Origin of the sequence: Parabacteroides sp. CT06 (assembly GCF_002257605.1) — a bacterium.
Lineage (GTDB): Bacteria > Bacteroidota > Bacteroidia > Bacteroidales > Tannerellaceae > Parabacteroides > Parabacteroides distasonis.
The window spans coordinates 1,863,267-1,878,402 of the sequence record NZ_CP022754.1 but is presented as its reverse complement, the minus strand read 5'-3'; the positions used below and the strand labels follow the sequence as shown (position 1 = coordinate 1,878,402).

Annotated in this window: 17 protein-coding genes; 6 read left to right on the top strand and 11 right to left on the bottom strand. The window is 46.3% G+C overall.

Annotation, left to right across the window (positions count from 1 at the left end):
- Position 1 precedes the first annotated feature (1 nt).
- From CI960_RS08160 to CI960_RS08140, 5 genes are all read right to left on the bottom strand, one after another.
- Positions 2-1,006, bottom strand: coding sequence for a glycosyltransferase (locus CI960_RS08160; RefSeq protein WP_005857340.1), 1,005 nt, complete (start codon positions 1,004-1,006; stop codon positions 2-4).
- A gap of 28 nt (positions 1,007-1,034) precedes the next feature.
- On the bottom strand, positions 1,035-1,919 hold the full coding sequence (locus tag CI960_RS08155; RefSeq protein ID WP_005857341.1) for a glycosyltransferase family 2 protein: 885 nt from the start codon (positions 1,917-1,919) through the stop codon (positions 1,035-1,037).
- Between the two features lie 37 nt (positions 1,920-1,956).
- Positions 1,957-3,219: an oligosaccharide flippase family protein gene (locus CI960_RS08150; protein WP_005857342.1), complete on the bottom strand. Its 1,263-nt coding sequence runs from the start codon at positions 3,217-3,219 to the stop codon at positions 1,957-1,959.
- A gap of 151 nt (positions 3,220-3,370) precedes the next feature.
- On the bottom strand, positions 3,371-4,924 hold the full coding sequence (locus tag CI960_RS08145; RefSeq protein WP_005857343.1) for an ATP-binding protein: 1,554 nt from the start codon (positions 4,922-4,924) through the stop codon (positions 3,371-3,373).
- A gap of 66 nt (positions 4,925-4,990) precedes the next feature.
- Entirely contained in the window at positions 4,991-5,350 is a 360-nt protein-coding gene (locus CI960_RS08140; protein WP_005857344.1) for a hypothetical protein, read from the bottom strand.
- 194 nt (positions 5,351-5,544) lie between these two features.
- Between CI960_RS08140 and CI960_RS08135 the strand changes: the two genes are divergently transcribed.
- From CI960_RS08135 to CI960_RS08120, 4 genes are all read left to right on the top strand, one after another.
- On the top strand, positions 5,545-6,114 hold the full coding sequence (locus CI960_RS08135) for a BT4734/BF3469 family protein (RefSeq protein WP_005857345.1): 570 nt from the start codon (positions 5,545-5,547) through the stop codon (positions 6,112-6,114).
- Positions 6,115-6,143: 29 nt separating this feature from the next.
- A complete protein-coding gene (locus tag CI960_RS08130; protein WP_005857346.1) occupies positions 6,144-7,982 on the top strand; it encodes a DUF3987 domain-containing protein in 1,839 nt (612 codons plus the stop codon).
- Between the two features lie 96 nt (positions 7,983-8,078).
- The gene (locus tag CI960_RS08125) at positions 8,079-8,285 is read left to right on the top strand and encodes a DUF4248 domain-containing protein (RefSeq protein ID WP_005857347.1); all 207 of its coding nucleotides are present in this window, start codon (positions 8,079-8,081) and stop codon (positions 8,283-8,285) included.
- Positions 8,286-8,599: 314 nt separating this feature from the next.
- On the top strand, positions 8,600-9,061 hold the full coding sequence (locus tag CI960_RS08120; protein WP_005857348.1) for an HU family DNA-binding protein: 462 nt from the start codon (positions 8,600-8,602) through the stop codon (positions 9,059-9,061).
- Positions 9,062-9,164: 103 nt separating this feature from the next.
- On the opposite strand, the gene CI960_RS23775 is transcribed toward CI960_RS08120, so the two are convergent.
- Positions 9,165-9,287 carry a hypothetical protein gene (locus tag CI960_RS23775; RefSeq protein ID WP_255406282.1) on the bottom strand — a complete coding sequence of 41 codons (123 nt, stop codon included), beginning with the start codon at positions 9,285-9,287 and terminating at the stop codon, positions 9,165-9,167.
- 19 nt (positions 9,288-9,306) lie between these two features.
- Here CI960_RS23775 and CI960_RS23155 point away from each other — a divergent pair, with 19 nt between their 5' ends.
- Together CI960_RS23155 and CI960_RS08110 are read left to right on the top strand one after the other, a co-directional pair.
- Entirely contained in the window at positions 9,307-9,402 is a 96-nt protein-coding gene (locus CI960_RS23155; protein ID WP_005855736.1) for a smalltalk protein, read from the top strand.
- A 32-nt stretch (positions 9,403-9,434) separates the two neighbouring features.
- The gene (locus CI960_RS08110) at positions 9,435-9,881 is read left to right on the top strand and encodes an N-acetylmuramoyl-L-alanine amidase (protein WP_044545573.1); all 447 of its coding nucleotides are present in this window, start codon (positions 9,435-9,437) and stop codon (positions 9,879-9,881) included.
- 2 nt (positions 9,882-9,883) lie between these two features.
- Here the strand turns inward: CI960_RS08110 and CI960_RS08105 are convergent, their stop codons facing one another.
- The 5 genes from CI960_RS08105 to CI960_RS08085 all read right to left on the bottom strand — a co-directional run bounded on the left by CI960_RS08105 (position 9,884) and on the right by CI960_RS08085 (position 15,131).
- A complete protein-coding gene (locus CI960_RS08105; protein ID WP_005857350.1) occupies positions 9,884-10,555 on the bottom strand; it encodes a sugar transferase in 672 nt (223 codons plus the stop codon).
- On the bottom strand, positions 10,552-10,959 hold the full coding sequence (locus CI960_RS08100) for a hypothetical protein (protein ID WP_005857352.1): 408 nt from the start codon (positions 10,957-10,959) through the stop codon (positions 10,552-10,554). Before CI960_RS08100 ends, CI960_RS08105 begins: the two co-directional genes overlap by 4 nt.
- Before the next feature lie 35 nt (positions 10,960-10,994).
- A complete protein-coding gene (locus CI960_RS08095; protein WP_005857354.1) occupies positions 10,995-12,101 on the bottom strand; it encodes a transcription termination/antitermination protein NusG in 1,107 nt (368 codons plus the stop codon).
- Positions 12,102-12,621: 520 nt separating this feature from the next.
- Positions 12,622-13,554 carry a site-specific integrase gene (locus CI960_RS08090; RefSeq protein ID WP_005857356.1) on the bottom strand — a complete coding sequence of 311 codons (933 nt, stop codon included), beginning with the start codon at positions 13,552-13,554 and terminating at the stop codon, positions 12,622-12,624.
- A 107-nt stretch (positions 13,555-13,661) separates the two neighbouring features.
- Complete coding sequence (locus CI960_RS08085) at positions 13,662-15,131, bottom strand: M56 family metallopeptidase (protein ID WP_005857358.1); 1,470 nt, start codon at positions 15,129-15,131, stop codon at positions 13,662-13,664.
- Positions 15,132-15,136: the final 5 nt, after the last annotated feature.

Sequence of the window (15,136 nt, the reverse complement as noted above, 5' to 3'; positions counted from 1 at the left end):
GTCAAATTTTAGCTGCCTCATTCAATACATATTCAACCAAACTATCATAACTATAATGTTCCACAAAATGATTGTATATTAAGTTAGACAAGTCATATCTCTCTTGCGGATGATCTAGATAGTAGTTAATCTTCTCCACCGCATCATCAATTGTCCTAAATGATACAAGTTCCGGATCTATCGGTAGAAGATCTTTCAATATTGGACGATAATCACACAGTTGGAAAGCACCAGATCCATTAATCTCAAAGAACTTATTATTCACAGATTCGATCTCTGCGTAATGCAAATTATTAAATACAATCTTAGCCCCATACAATATCCGGGCCTTTTCCTTTCCTACTATATATTTTCCTTGGAAACAATCATCTAAATCAGAAGAGAAATAGGGACCCTTATTCCCAAACAAAGACAAGTGTATTCCTCGTTTTTTCATAAGAGCAAGCATTCTTGTCCGATATGGGTACATATTACCAAACGCCAGTACATCTATATTCTCTTCCTGTTCGCATGTCAATTTATCTCGCTTAGGCCGTTTATGGATACGTGTATTAAATGCCTCATTATACAACCTAACATTCAACTTCATGTTATCCCGCATGAATCTCATCATATAAGGATCTTTAGTAAAATAGAGGTCATAAGGTTCTACAAATAATTGCAGACGTTCAAGAGTTGTTAGTTGATCTGGATTTATATGGATAATATGGATTCTATTAAGCTTTATTATACGTACTAATTCCGGATGGATAAACCGATAAACCCCTATCACCAGATCCGGATCACGACGAAGAACACTATCAAGTACCCTATTAAACACACTCCGATCATAAGTTTCCGAGTATCTTCTGGCTAATGTATCAAATGTACGTAACCACTTATTAGTACTAACAGAAGAAGAGTAAATATCCACAATCGAACACGAATGCCCCTGTTGATTGAATGTTTCATTCAAATTATATTCCAAAGAATCAAACGATTTCGATCCAACAATTACTATTTTCATATTTAGATAATTTTATACATACAAATATTTATTGTATTATCCTATAAACAACTTCTTTAAAGAATCGATATATACTTCTTAATTGAACATTAATATGTGTTTTATATATATAAATAATCATTTGCTTAAAAAATAACAATAGATCGATCTTTATAAGAGCTAAAACAAACCATAATGTATAATTATAATATTCTATTTTATTTATATCATAAAGAAAATCATTCACTTTATATCCAACCTTTATTCTTGATAAAAGATATTCCTTATTTAGAGAATACTGAAGAGATCCATATCTTACATTTCTTATATATACAATATAGTTGCAGATATCAATTTCTTTTGCTACATAGCCAACATTAACACTAAACCAAACATCATTTGAAGCGACAACTTCCTCAAATCTAATACTATACCTTTCTATCATACTAACTTTTACCATTTTTGCCCATGGCGAATAGCACCTATATCTTAAAGTATCACTTCTTTTCTTATAAAGGTCTTCTTCTAGATTAGTAACACACAACCCATCTTCTAAATCTTCTCCTGTTATTAAATCTATCGTTTTATATGGAATGTAAATTACGTCCATTACAGAATTCTCATAATCATCAAATAATCTATTTACATTTTCAGAAAAATAATCATCTGCATCAGAGAATAGCAACCATTTACCTTTTACATATTTTATACCTGTATTTCGGGCATATCCTGCACCTTTTCCTTCTTTTGTAAAAATAACTTCAACATTAGATCTATTTAAACCAGGAAACTTATCAAAATCTACAATATTAGGATCACTATTATCATCTACTACAATAATCTGTACATCCTCTCTATTGGGAATCGAATCCAAGCAACGTTGAAGTAAATTAGGAATATTTTTATGTGGAATAATTATTGAGTAATTTATCATTACATTAAAAAATTAAATTAATAAAAAACAGTAGCATTTATATTCTCTTTTTGAATCCCAACAGCTCTAAGCACCAATTCCTATAAATCAGCGTTACAAAGCAAAAAAACTCTACCGAAACGACCATCACCGTCATCGTATAAAGATTTACGTGTTGTGTAAGTAAAAGCAAAGTGATTCCTGTCATAAAAAATAAGCAATTATTCACCATCACACGCATATAAATAGCCGAATATCCAAACGGAACGAGGCGATTTCCTCCCATAAAACTATTGAAGGAAACTAAGATCACAGAAATACCCAGTAATCGTATAATAACAGAAGTCTCCTCCATATATTGCCCGATAAAAAGATACACAATCCAATCACTACAAAGACACACACATATATATGCCAAAAGCACAGCTCCTGCGACCAAAAACATCACACGATTAACAAATCTAATATTACGTTCACGAGCTATCCTTGGGAAAACTGCTTGTGCCATCATTGAAATAGGGAGCTTCAAACATTGTATCACCTTATCAGCCATATCATAGATAGATACTTCTGACATACCAAGAATAGAACCTATCACTAATTTGTTTATATTCACGTAGATTTGAGTAGATAAACCCGAAACAAACAATGGAAGACTCTCCTTATAAGCTAATTTCAAATCTCTTATTGATATTATTGACAACCTTATCTTCTCTTTTCCTAATACGATATATAAAGATAGGCTACCTGCCAATATAGTGCCAATACCATTCAAGAGCGGCACCAACAAATAATCCTCCTGATTATGGATAAACAAGAATATAGCGACCACGAACAGCAAACGGGCCGACAAGTTTACGATCGCAATATATTTCATCTTCTCAATTCCTTGGAAGAACCAAATAGGTAACAAAAGCTCATTAAATGTCAATAAAAAAGTAAGGGCATAGACCCAATAATGATCCTTAAAAAACGGGACTATACTTATAACCGAAAAATATACGATCAAACAAATCAACCAAAGGATAAACTTACACAAATAAGTGGATGATACAATCCGAGATAGCCTCTCCTTATTCCCTTTATAAACCGCTACATTCTTCGCTCCGGACATATTGAATCCAAAGTTTATAACCAATGATACATAAGCTATAATCGTTTGAGCGAATACGATCACTCCATACAAATCCAAACCTATGATCCGTAATAAATAAGGATAAGTCAATAATGGGAATAAGATCGTAAAAACTTGCAATATGCTCAAGTAGGAAAAATTAGCCAGTACGGTCTTATTCCTACTCAGTTTCTCTCGTAAAGACATGATTTGTAAAGTGAATCTGTAGGTATACAAATATAAGAGTGAGTTCCATTTGGAACCTACCTATATTTAGATATTCAAATTTTATCGGTTATTCGTATTATCGTTTTATAGCTGCGGCTCTTTCATATAACGTGATCCACCTTTAGCGTTTTCAATTGATCTTCCACCCCTCGATCGTCCTCTTCTCCGTACTGAAATTAATCCCCACCTTCACCACTGGCAGGCCGTAAAGTGCGAAACGTTCGGGGTAATCCTTCAAATTGATTTGCTCCATGGCAGCCTCGGCGCTTTGGTCCAATTTCAGCTCGATCACGTAAAGCGTGGAAGGTGTGCGGAGCACCATGTCCACACGGCCTTGCGGCGTACGGACCTCCACATCGACATAATTACCGATCAGCGTGAAAATGACATAGAGCAATTGCTGGTAATGGCCTTCGTAATGCGTGTTATCGCAATAGGGGATCGTGGAGAGATAGGTGCGCATCAAGCGCAACGCACCATCCATGTCACCGTTGTAGATCATCTCCGCCATTTCCGCCACCATCGTATTCAACTCGGCAGGACGTTGCACATAGTTGGGCAACAGGCTGCGCATCAAGCCGATCCGGACCTCTTTATTCGGGATATCGAGCTTATAAAGACCGGAAAACGCCGAGTAGCCCTTGATCGTGATATAACCGCTTTGATAAAGTAATGGCGTGATGCTCGTCATCCGTTCCGTTGGTGCGTCAAAATCAGCCGCCACACATTTACGATTACCTATTTCTTGCGGGATCACGTGGTACTTACGCAGCATCTCGACCAAGTAGGTCGGCGTACCGCTACCGAACCAGTAGGAGTCGATCCGGCCATCGGCCAATGCGTTCAACAAACCGAACGGATTGTATATATCGGGCGACGGCCACGTGAAATGATAACCGTCGTAATTCTGTTTCAAGACTTCCAAAGCCTCTTCCGGAGTAACGCCGAGGTTGCCGGCCAAACGGTCGATGCCCTCACCCATCTGTTCTCGCATCTCCTCTTCCGTGATACCGCAGATCGATCCATACTCGGGGAGCATACTGATATTCTTGATATTATTCAGCTCGCTGAAGATACTCAACTGGGAAAATTTCGTGATGCCGGTCAGGAAGACGAAACGCAGGTAGGGGTCGCATGCCTTCAGTGGGCTGTAGAAATTGCGCATCACGTTGCGCAACACGGGCAGATTCTTCTCCTCATGCACCACATCCAGCAAAGGAGCGTCGTACTCATCGATCAAGACAACCACCTTTTGCCCGGTCTGCTCGAAGGCACGTTTGATAAGACTCTCCAAGCGGTCATTCACCATAAGCGCATTCTCATCACGCCCATAAACGGACTCCCACTCTGACAAACGACGCCCCAAATAATGTTCCAAGCCCTCCCGATCCAGGTGCTTGCCGAGGCTCATATCGAAATGAAGCACCGGATAACTCGTCCATTCCTTCTCCAATTTCTCGATAGCCAAGCCCTCGAACAGCTCCTTCCGGCCCTCAAAATAGCTGCGGAGCGTGGAGGTCAGCAAGGACTTACCGAAGCGACGAGGACGGCTCAAGAAGATATAACTCGACGCTCCATGCGTCATACGGTACACCAACTCAGTCTTGTCCACGTACACATAATTACCCTCCCGTAATTTCGAGAATGTCTGGATACCTATCGGATATAATCGTCGTTGCTCCATAGCCGTGAAAATTTATGATTTTATACTACAAATATAACACATTTCCGGCAAACCGTCAACCCTCAATCACAAATCTCCCCTCTCTTTCTCCACCCTCTCCCGCACCTTCCCCGATAGCGGATAACTCTGTTCCAGTATCCGGCTGCGGGAACATCGGAGTTCATTTCGCTCGGGCTCACGCTCCTTCTCCGGGAAATGGAAGGACACCAAGTGGAGGAAGGTGGCGTAGACACGGTCTAGTGATTCCAGCCGCAGACTGCCATCCGGATGGCTTGGACTCAACTTCGACAGTGTGTGGCGGCTGATACCCAAGAACACGGAAGCGTCTCGCACGGAGGACAGACCCCAACGATCCAAGATGAGGTATACCTCGAAGGACGCCACACGAATCCAAGGGTTCAGATCCGAGCTTTGCGGTTCGATCATTACGTCTCAAGGGGGAAATCTCTCCATGGTGAAACGCTAAAACCTTGAAGAAACATTAAAATAGGTTATAATACTCTTAAATTGGCGCACCCATGAGTGCGCCACCCACAAATTCAAAGGCTATATCTTTACCTGCGATCCGAAGCGAAAGCCTTGGATCATCATTGTTTAAACCTTATTAAAAAACAAACACAATGGAAGAATCCATCATGTCTTTTTACAACGCTCCGATTACTAATCAAGTGCCAAACGGAGTGGTCAGTATCATCCAATTGCATGCCTATATCAGCACCAATGAATGGCTACGGGAACGGACGAGCCGCACACGTGTCGCACTGGACGACGAGAAACGCTTCAAGCAGTTGAAGCAAAGCCTCCTGCCCTACGTCACGCCCGCCGGGGTATTCTCCTACCGAAAGGAGGACCGGTTGCTTTTTCCCTCGGGTGAACTGGTTATCGATATCGATCATCTCGCCTCGCCCGAGGAGGCTTGTACGTGGCGAGACACGCTGTTCGCCGACGAGCGGCTATGCCCCGACCTCGCCTTCATCAGCCCCAGTAACACAGGCGTAAAGCTCTTCGTGCCTTATCGTTTGTCCGTTACCGCCACGATCGAGTGGGCCTTCGACGAGGCACGACGATCGGCTTGGGAATACCTTGAGTGGAGATACGGACTGAAAGCCGATACCTCAAACGCCGACCTGTCAAGGGCTTGCTTCCTCTGCCACGACTCTTCAGCCAAGCTGAGAAATCGTGGCAATTGAGAATTGAAAATTGAAAATTATATATTACCATGAACACTATTCAAGATTTAGAGCGGCTCGTGGCCGCTATCGAGAAACAGGGGGCGAACGTCGCTCCCACCTATCAAGAGTATATGCCGCTGGCCTTCGCTATCGCCAACGATTGCGGCGAGGCGGGACGGTCGTTGTTCCATCGCATCTGCCGTATCTCGGAAAAGTATGTGTCCGACGAGGCGGACAGACTCTTCGACCACGCCCTCAAAGGGGGTAACGGGCGAAACGGAATCGGGTCTGTCTATCACTGGGCAGAGACCGCTGGCGTGAAACTCGACAAGCAACTGGCCGGTACCGCCCGGAGCTACGCCGGGAAACAACCCGGAACTTGCGAACTTGCAAACTTGCAGCCCTCTCATCCTCTCACACACACCTGCGCACATGAGGCGTACATTAATATGCCCGTCTTCGGAAACTATGATTGGCCCCCTTTCTTGAACCAGCTCATCGACTGCGGTGACTCCCCGGCGCAACGGGATATCCTGCTGCTAGGTGCCGTCACCGTACTAGGCGCTACCCTCAACAAGCACTTGCGCATACTCTACGGACGTAAATACCATTATCCCTGCCTGCAAACCTTCATCGTGGCGCCTCCCGCCTCGGGAAAGGGGGCGCTCACTTGGGTACGCCACCTAGCCGAACCGATCCACGAGGCAATGATGGAGGAATTCAAATCCCTACGCAAGGAATACCGGCTGGAGAAGGCACGCTGGGGTTCCCTAGGCAAGGAGCGGGCGAAAACCCCTGAGCCGGAAGAGCCAAGGCCTAAGATGTTCCTGATCGCCGGCGATAATTCCGGAACGGGCGTATTGGAGAATCTGATAGAGGCGGACGGCGTGGGGCTGATCTGCGAGACTGAGGCGGATACCGTCAGCACTGCTATCGGCACGGATTACGGCCATTGGAGCGATACCTTGCGCAAATGCTACGATCATGACCGACTAGCCTTTAACCGGCGTATGAATCATGAGTATCTGGAATGTATGAAATCTTTTCTCAGTGTCTTGTTAAGCGGGACACCGGCACAGGTGAAACCGCTCATTCCCTCGGCCGAGAACGGATTGTTCTCACGCCAGATGTTTTACTATATGCCCTCCATCACCGAATGGGTAAACCAGTTCGACCTGTCCGATGAGGATTATGATTCCCGGTTCACCGGATGGGGCAAACAGTGGAAGACGTTCATCGAGTGGCTCGGCGCTTCCGTGAATCTCATTCAGCTCAAGCTGTCCGAAGAGCAAAAAATCCGTTTCAACGAACGTTTCGCACAACTTTTCGGCCATGCGGGTTTCACGCATGGGGGAGCCATGAGAAGCACCGTGGCACGTATCGCCATCAACATCTGCCGAATCCTAAGCGTGGTGGCCCTGCTACGAGCCACGGAAAAACTCCTCCCGCCACACAAAACAATTTTCAATTCTCAATTCTCCATTTTCAAATGCCCCGGTCTCTCCCCTTCCGATGACATACCGGAAGAGAATGTCCGAGACGGTATCGTACCGAAACTGGACCTGACAGCGACAGAGGCTGATTTCGAGGCCGTGCTCAACCTCACCGAGCCTCTTTACCGGCACGCTTGCCATATCCTGTCTATCCTGCCCGCTACCGACGTGCAACAACGGGAACCTACTCCTCAAGAGGCGCTATTCGATGCCCTCCCCCTCGCCTTCAACCGCCAAGAGGCGCTTCATGAGGCAAAGAGGATCGGCATGGGTACCGATACCCTAGATTCTCACTTACGGCGTATGCTGGAAAAGGGCGTGATCCAAAAGAACGCACGGGGTGAATATATATTCACGGCCAAACAACGCCAGACACCCCAATCCCCTTTATAATGTACATGTATGTGTGTGAGGTATGGAACCGACCGCAAGTTTGCAAGTTCGCAAGTTTCATTTTCCCAGATTCATAATCCATAAACAATAAATCAAATGTCCTTACCATTAAGAAAGTCCGCATTGGCGGCATCCTATTTCCCGGAACTGGCCTCCCATCAAGCCTGCAACCGTCTACGCCGCTGGATCATCCGATGCACGGAGCTGTACGACAAGCTGCGGGAGACAGGCTACCGTCCCGAGCAACGTATATTCACGCCACGACAGGTGGGGTTGATCATCCACTACCTCGGAGAACCGTAAATTAGTTGACAGGTGACAAGTGACAGTTGCGCACGGCGGTGAATTAACTGCCACTTGTCAACTATCAACTAGAACGCCCATCCAAGGCTCCTTATAATGCCCATTCAAAGAGGCTTACAATGCCTATCCAAAGGGGCTTACGATGGGCAGCGTAGTCCGGCGGCCATTGGCTACCATTATTCATTGTTAATTATTCATTATTCATTCCCTAAGGTATCACCCGGCATCACCGCCCCTTACGGCGGAACCTATCTTTGTAATGTTGATCAACAAACAATTAATTTTCTATTATCAACTTTTAATTTTCTATTACCATGCCACAAGCATTTCAAGCACGAAAGTTTTTTATCCCCAAGACGGATCCCAAGCAGGAGGTGTACAAGCCGGTTCCCTATTATTTCGGTACCCTGTCCACGCAAGACGCGGCCGATCAGATCGCCGAGGAGTCGTCGCTCACGAAGGGTGACGTATTGAACGTGTTGGACCGCTACCAGCGGTATGTCATCAAGAACCTCCAGAAAGGCTACAAGGTGGAGCTGCTGGGGTTCGGAACCGTCTATAACCGCTTCGTCACGGAGAAGGGGGTAGCGACCGCCCCCGAGGTTAAGGCTACGCACATAAGGACTATCGTGCCCGGGTTCTCGCCTTCCTATACCATACTGAACGGGGCACGACGGTACTCGCTGCTGGGCGAGAAGACTTCGTTGCTCAAGGTGACGATACTCGGGACGCCGGTGGAGGAAGGGGGCGACTCGGAGTCGCCTGATGAGATCTGATGTGTCACTTTTGGCTTGACCCAAAAGTAACCAAAAGGTCAAGGCTGACACTGACGGGCTACTTCGAGACCTACGCTCGCTGTCGCATCCCAACTCGCTTCGCTCAAACAGGGATGCTCCGGGCGCTCGCTACGGTCTCTTCGCTTGACGCCCGTCCGCTGAGGCCGTCCGAAGGAAAGCGAAGCTTTCCTCTTATATCAGCCGGGATTCCTAATTCATAACTCATAATTTAAAATTCATAATTCATGAAAAAGTCCGTATGGAGTACCATTATCAAAGTGATCATCGCCGTAGCTACCGCCATAGCGGGAGCACTTGGCATCCAATCCTGTATTCTCTAATTTTCAATTTCAATTATCAATCTTCAATTATCATGGGTAAGGCTTATTGTTTCTACCAGAATTACAGGGAGGTCAGACTCCTTGTAATTCATTGCTCGGCCACACGATATGATAGGGATTTTCCCGTCGAGGCGTTACGGCACTCGCATAAGGCACGGGGATTCGCCGATATCGGGTATCATTTCTATATCACACGGGACGGGGAATTACACCGCTGCCGGCCGGTCAACCAGATCGGGGCGCACGCAGCCGGATGGAACGACAAAAGTATAGGTATTTGCTATGAGGGAGGGCTCGACGAACAAGGCCGTCCAGCCGATACCCGGACCTACGCCCAGCGCTGTACCTTGATGGATCTGCTACGGCAATTACGAAGGGATTACCCGGAGGCACGTATCCTAGGACATTACCAACTTAGCCCCTATATCCGTAAGGCTTGCCCCTGCTTTGACGCAAGGGAGGAATACGGGGAGATCTAGCATTAGAATTTCTTACCAAAGGCTATATTCAAGAAGGTCTTCACCAATATCTTGAAATCGAACAGCCAAGAGCGATGTTCCAGATAGAACAGGTCGTAACGCAAGCGGCGGAGCATCTTATCGACCGTGTCCGTATACCCATTGTAGAGCGTGGCGTAAGAGGTCACCCCCGGACGGATCTGGTAGAGGTAACGGTAACGGGGATCACGCTCCATGATCTGGTCGATATAGAACTGGCGCTCCGGACGGGGACCGATAAAGGACATGTCGCCCACAAAAACATTCCATAACTGGGGCAACTCGTCCAAGTGATGTACCCGAAGGAATTTTCCGACACGGGTCATCCGGGGATCTGCCCCACCCTTGTAAAGGGCCGGACCGAATTTCTCAGCGTCCAGACGCATACTACGGAACTTATAGATGTTGAACGGGCGACCGAAACGACCGATACGCTCTTGCCTAAAGATCGCCGGGCCTCCATCCTCCCGTTTTACGGCGATATAACAAAGTAAAAACAGCGGGGAGAATACGATCAAGGCCAAAAACGCCAGCGCACAATCCCCTATACGTTTTACATTACGTTGGAACATACCCATCCCATCCGGGATGAATCGCTCCGGTTCCGCTCCCTCACTTTTTCCGAATGGTGTAGTTTTCTTTTTTTCAGCACTCATACTCTCTCACTTAATAAAGGTAGCCCCTCCACCTCGCCGGCGTGCCATTCACGGTAGTCTGCCAAGGAAAATCCGGGGACGGTCAATAGCTTGTAATCCGACTCGTCTCTTCTCAAGATATGTTTGCGGGCGTACGAGCGGAGCGAGCGATCCGTAACGGACACCATCACGATCGGGAACGGGTAGGCGAACAGGCGCAACGGCATGGTCTCGCTATCTGGAAATGCACGATACAACTGATAGGCCGAACACTCAAAAGCCACCCAGTAAGCCCCCGTACAATACAGGTGTATTGAGTTTTGGTTCGCACGCTCACGATCCATGATCTCTGTCAAACGCTCACGCAACAGGTTCATCAACCGGAGGCCGGAAGGAACCTCGCACGTCTCTCTCTCTTTTCTCATATCTTTCATTTATCGCTATGCGCAACTTTTACTTATCAACTGATCCCGTGTCCGAGCCAACGGTCGTAATCACGTAAACGACGTATCAACACGGACTTGCTCTTCTTGGGCGAGGCCTCCTCCATCCAAGGGTCAACCAACTCGTGCGCCATGCGCTGATAGAGGCTGCTGTCCGTACAGCCGTACAGCGTGACCAGCAACAAGGCACGGGATTGCGGCGCTTTTATCACGGGGAGCATGCTGCGCATCGTGGAGCGCAAACGATCGAACTCATCCTCCTCGCCCAAAAGCTTATAGGCAGGAAGGAGCAACGAGTAAAGCTTGCAACGGATCACGTCGGTCTCCCCACGGAGAGAGGCGTAGCCACGCAGGACCTCACGGGCCAGACAGGCATCCTCCTCCACTACGCTGCCGGACGAATGGTAACGCCCCAAGGCCCCGTGCAAGCCTTCCGACAGACGGTCGTTGTCCAAATGGGTATAGACGTGCTTGCCCCCCGTGTTCAACTCGATCAACTCATACTCCCCAGCTCTCACCTCGAACAAGGGAACCCACATGCAATCGAGGATACGCACCATCACGTCCTTATGGCCACCGCCCGGCTGTACTACCACCTCCGCCTCCATGTCGGCAAACGGGCCGGAGGTGATACGCACACGGTCGCCTTTCAACAGGTGGCCGCTATCAGGCACGTACACCGGAAGCTCGTTGGAGTAAGACGCCGCGACCCAACGTAAGGTCTCCATCTCACGATCCGAGAGGTAGGGAAAGTAAGACTGTCCACCCGAGGAAACCCGGGGTAGGAAATTGTACAGGGGAAGCGTACGCTTCAGACTAAAGATCTCGTTCTCCGAGGCGTGGATGAACACGTAGTTGTACAGCAGGGGCCGTTTCGTGTTGACCATCTTGCCGCCCACCTTCCTCGCCTCGACATACGAGGGGGAGAAATACTCGAACAAGGCCTCCCCACGACGCTCGCGGCGGGAAAGCTCAACGTCCAGTCCCTTCGAGGGGCTGATCTTGTCACGCCCGCCACCGGCGGTAGGAAGCGTGAGCACGTACCAGCGGACAGCCTCTTGATCACGTCGCTTCAGAACATGCGCCATGAACCTATCCGAGCACTTGCTTGTCAATATATCCATCTCTATGATTATCTTTTCTAGTGGTTATCCCATGGCCCGAAAACAGACCCCATGGCAATTCAGAGCCCTACCAAGAATCATTTATATCATCTTGATAAACAGCGTTTTATATTTTCAAATATGGCATTACTGAAAATTACCATCTCTCGAAATCTTAGGCTACTTGGAGAGTAGCGTAAAAAGGTAGGAGAATAGTTATTACCCGGTTGTAGAGACGGAGCGTGCTCCGTCTCCCACCGTCTGGGAGTAATTTTAAATACCATTTTGAAGGGATGAGACGGGGCACGCCCCATCTCTACAGGGATACACACAGATTATGAGACATGGCGGAATGATACCGAAAACAAGGAGTCGTTTCGCCCGCATCACCGTGTCTATACGTCTAGGAAAAAATGGAAAAATCAAAGAATAGAGAGGGTCAAACACCAATAATGAACAAACAAGCGGATCTATTCGCTTGTTTTTAGCTATTTTTTATTACATTTGCGCCGTGAAAGAATACGCTACTCTCCAAGTAGCCTCACCCCGCTTGAGATTCATAATTATAGACACCGCCAAAGCAGGCGCTATTAACCTCCGTCATTTTCCCTAAAGAGAAACTCCTTAAATAAATTTGTGTTGTCTTGATAGATTTATGCCCCAATAGTTCGCTGATCATTTCAATCGGGACATTTTGTTCTTTTAATGTCATGGCAAAAGAATGGCGAATCGTATAAGAGGTGACATCCGAGGTAATTCCCGCAAATTCTTTCAACGCTTTTAAATTCCGGTTAAATCGAAATAGCGCCGCATTGTATTCGAGGTATTCCTCACGCCCCTCTCTGGTGCCACTCAGAAAGGGAAATAAATATCCGGAATCTCGCACTTTCTCTCCTGACAATTCCTTATACATTGTCTCGGCTGTCTCCAAGATCTCCAGTCTCATCGGTGTCCCGGTCTTCTGACGGTTGTAATCTAATATACCGTTTTTGATATTACCGGTCTTCAAGTGGGCAAAGTCAACGAAAGACATACCCCCAAACAGAAACATCAAGCAAAGCGCCAACTGTGTCTTTCTCTGCTTCCCATCCTCCACCGGGACTGTCATCAGACGGTGTAAATCCTCGATAGGCAAGGACTTCTTACGCTTACTTTCCACACCCGTAAAAATCCCCTTGAATAAAGTGGGAATAAATTCCGCCTTACCGTTCTCCACCGCTTTGTTATAGATACAACGCAAACGCCGCATATAAGTGGAAATCGTATTGCGCATACAGCCGTTCTCCAATAAATAAGCCTCGTACCGGCGAAGATTATCCTTATTAATAGCCGAGTAAGCTATACAGTCGGTTCCGCTATACCTTATAAAGGAGTTTAATGCGTCTTGATAACTCTTAGCCGAGGAATATCGCTTTTCTCGATTCAACTGGGCTATATACTCCCTCATACCTTCTACAAATCCTTTCTCATCCATATCCCTATTTTAAATACTGTTTTGTAAATGAATGAACAAATGTATTTAAAAAGAGATCCCCTTTACCCTATCTCACGAATGAGAATAGTAAAGGGGGAAGACTAAAGTTATTTCTTCAATTTTATCTCGATAACACCATTACGACCTTTCTCTCCGAATTTAGCGATCGCCTCGTTTCCTTTGTACACATTCATAGACGCAATACGATCGGGATTCAAATTGTCCATCCTCTCTTTAGATGATTCCACTCCATCGATGTAAACAATACCGGAGAAAGAGGATTTTACCTTTGATGCCTCCTTAGCAGCCTTCTCATTGATATCTATGGCTTTCATGGCCTCCTCTATGGTTCGATTGATCTCCGGTTGGATCTTCTCCATTTCGGCGGCAATAGTCTCATCTATCTTGGCTGCCTCTATCGCCGCTTGCACAGCCTTGTCGATCTCAGCTTGGTGTTTCGCCATTTCCGCAGAAACGATCTCGTCGATATTCGCCGCTTTCACAGCCTCTTCGACCGCCTTGTCAATCTCCGGCTGGTATTTCTCCATCACGGCCGAGACCTTTTCCTGTATCGCTTGCATATCTTTTTCAAAAACGACCGAATCCCTTGCGAGGGTCTCAACCTCTACATTTCTTTTAGGCTCTTTTTTTTCCTGAACCGGAATAATTTCGCTAATTTTGACACTCGAAATCTTCTCCAATTCGTGAGAGATTTCCGGACGGGCAAAGGCTACCACCGTTAAGGCTGCCAACGGGAGTACATACAGATACTTCAACCGTGCCCATGGACTTGATTTTTGTTTTAACATCATAGCTATTCGCTTTTTAAGTGAACTGTGATTAAAGCTGTTGGCCATAGAAGTGAAGCGCTGTGCACCAACAGCTTTTTTGATTAATAATAATTGATATCTTTTTGCGTCGACGCCTTGATTTAATACGCTCTCGTCGGCCTCGTATTCATGGATATTTTGTAATTCCTGCCTCAACAACCAGACAGATGGGTTGAACCAATGGAACAGGATACAAATCTCGGAGATCAGCAGATCAATGGAATGACGGGCTTTTATATGCGCCATCTCATGCGTCATGATCTCTATCCCACTTTCCTCAAAATCCTTCCGGCTTATTACGATCGTTCGCATCCAACTGAACGGGACGACTGGTTGGTCCATAAGAATCAGATGGATTCCGTCCACCAGCTTCGGTGTACCTTGTCTCATCAACCGGAACAAGGCATAAAATGAATATGCGAATTGACAAAGCGTTAATATCCCTCCGATTATATAGGCTATCACCATAACTCGTAACCATACAGGTTGGCTAGCGGATTCCGCCGACGTTCTCATGGAAACCGCCGCTAGCAAATTCTCCAAATCCATGACCGGACGCTGAATGGCCGTCGCTTCCTCCAAAGTAATCTCACAAAATGGGATGATAACCGAAAGCATGATCAAGCTTAATAAAGCGATCCGGTTGAAACGATGGAAGGTATCACGGCTCAACAATAGCTTATAAAACAGATAAAATATCGTCAAGCACACGGATGATTTAAGGATATATACAAAGAAGATTCCCATATTCG

Bases quoted from the DNA above. Each gene is read 5' to 3' on its own strand.
- CI960_RS08105 (WP_005857350.1), bottom strand. From the start codon at position 10,555: ATGAGTGCTGAAAAAAAGAAAACTACACCATTCGGAAAAAGTGAGGGA.
- CI960_RS08100 (WP_005857352.1), bottom strand. From the start codon at position 10,959: ATGAGAAAAGAGAGAGAGACGTGCGAGGTTCCTTCCGGCCTCCGGTTG.
- CI960_RS08085 (WP_005857358.1), bottom strand. From the start codon at position 15,131: ATGGGAATCTTCTTTGTATATATCCTTAAATCATCCGTGTGCTTGACG.
- CI960_RS23775 (WP_255406282.1), bottom strand. From the start codon at position 9,287: ATGAGTTATGAATTAGGAATCCCGGCTGATATAAGAGGAAAGCTTCGC.
- CI960_RS08155 (WP_005857341.1), bottom strand. From the start codon at position 1,919: ATGATAAATTACTCAATAATTATTCCACATAAAAATATTCCTAATTTA.
- CI960_RS08145 (WP_005857343.1), bottom strand. From the start codon at position 4,924: ATGGAGCAACGACGATTATATCCGATAGGTATCCAGACATTCTCGAAA.
- CI960_RS08150 (WP_005857342.1), bottom strand. From the start codon at position 3,219: ATGTCTTTACGAGAGAAACTGAGTAGGAATAAGACCGTACTGGCTAAT.
- CI960_RS08130 (WP_005857346.1), top strand. From the start codon at position 6,144: ATGAACACTATTCAAGATTTAGAGCGGCTCGTGGCCGCTATCGAGAAA.
- CI960_RS08140 (WP_005857344.1), bottom strand. From the start codon at position 5,350: ATGATCGAACCGCAAAGCTCGGATCTGAACCCTTGGATTCGTGTGGCG.
- CI960_RS08095 (WP_005857354.1), bottom strand. From the start codon at position 12,101: ATGGATATATTGACAAGCAAGTGCTCGGATAGGTTCATGGCGCATGTT.
- CI960_RS23155 (WP_005855736.1), top strand. From the start codon at position 9,307: ATGAAAAAGTCCGTATGGAGTACCATTATCAAAGTGATCATCGCCGTA.
- CI960_RS08090 (WP_005857356.1), bottom strand. From the start codon at position 13,554: ATGGATGAGAAAGGATTTGTAGAAGGTATGAGGGAGTATATAGCCCAG.
- CI960_RS08160 (WP_005857340.1), bottom strand. From the start codon at position 1,006: ATGAAAATAGTAATTGTTGGATCGAAATCGTTTGATTCTTTGGAATAT.
- CI960_RS08125 (WP_005857347.1), top strand. From the start codon at position 8,079: ATGTCCTTACCATTAAGAAAGTCCGCATTGGCGGCATCCTATTTCCCG.
- CI960_RS08120 (WP_005857348.1), top strand. From the start codon at position 8,600: ATGCCACAAGCATTTCAAGCACGAAAGTTTTTTATCCCCAAGACGGAT.
- CI960_RS08110 (WP_044545573.1), top strand. From the start codon at position 9,435: ATGGGTAAGGCTTATTGTTTCTACCAGAATTACAGGGAGGTCAGACTC.
- CI960_RS08135 (WP_005857345.1), top strand. From the start codon at position 5,545: ATGGAAGAATCCATCATGTCTTTTTACAACGCTCCGATTACTAATCAA.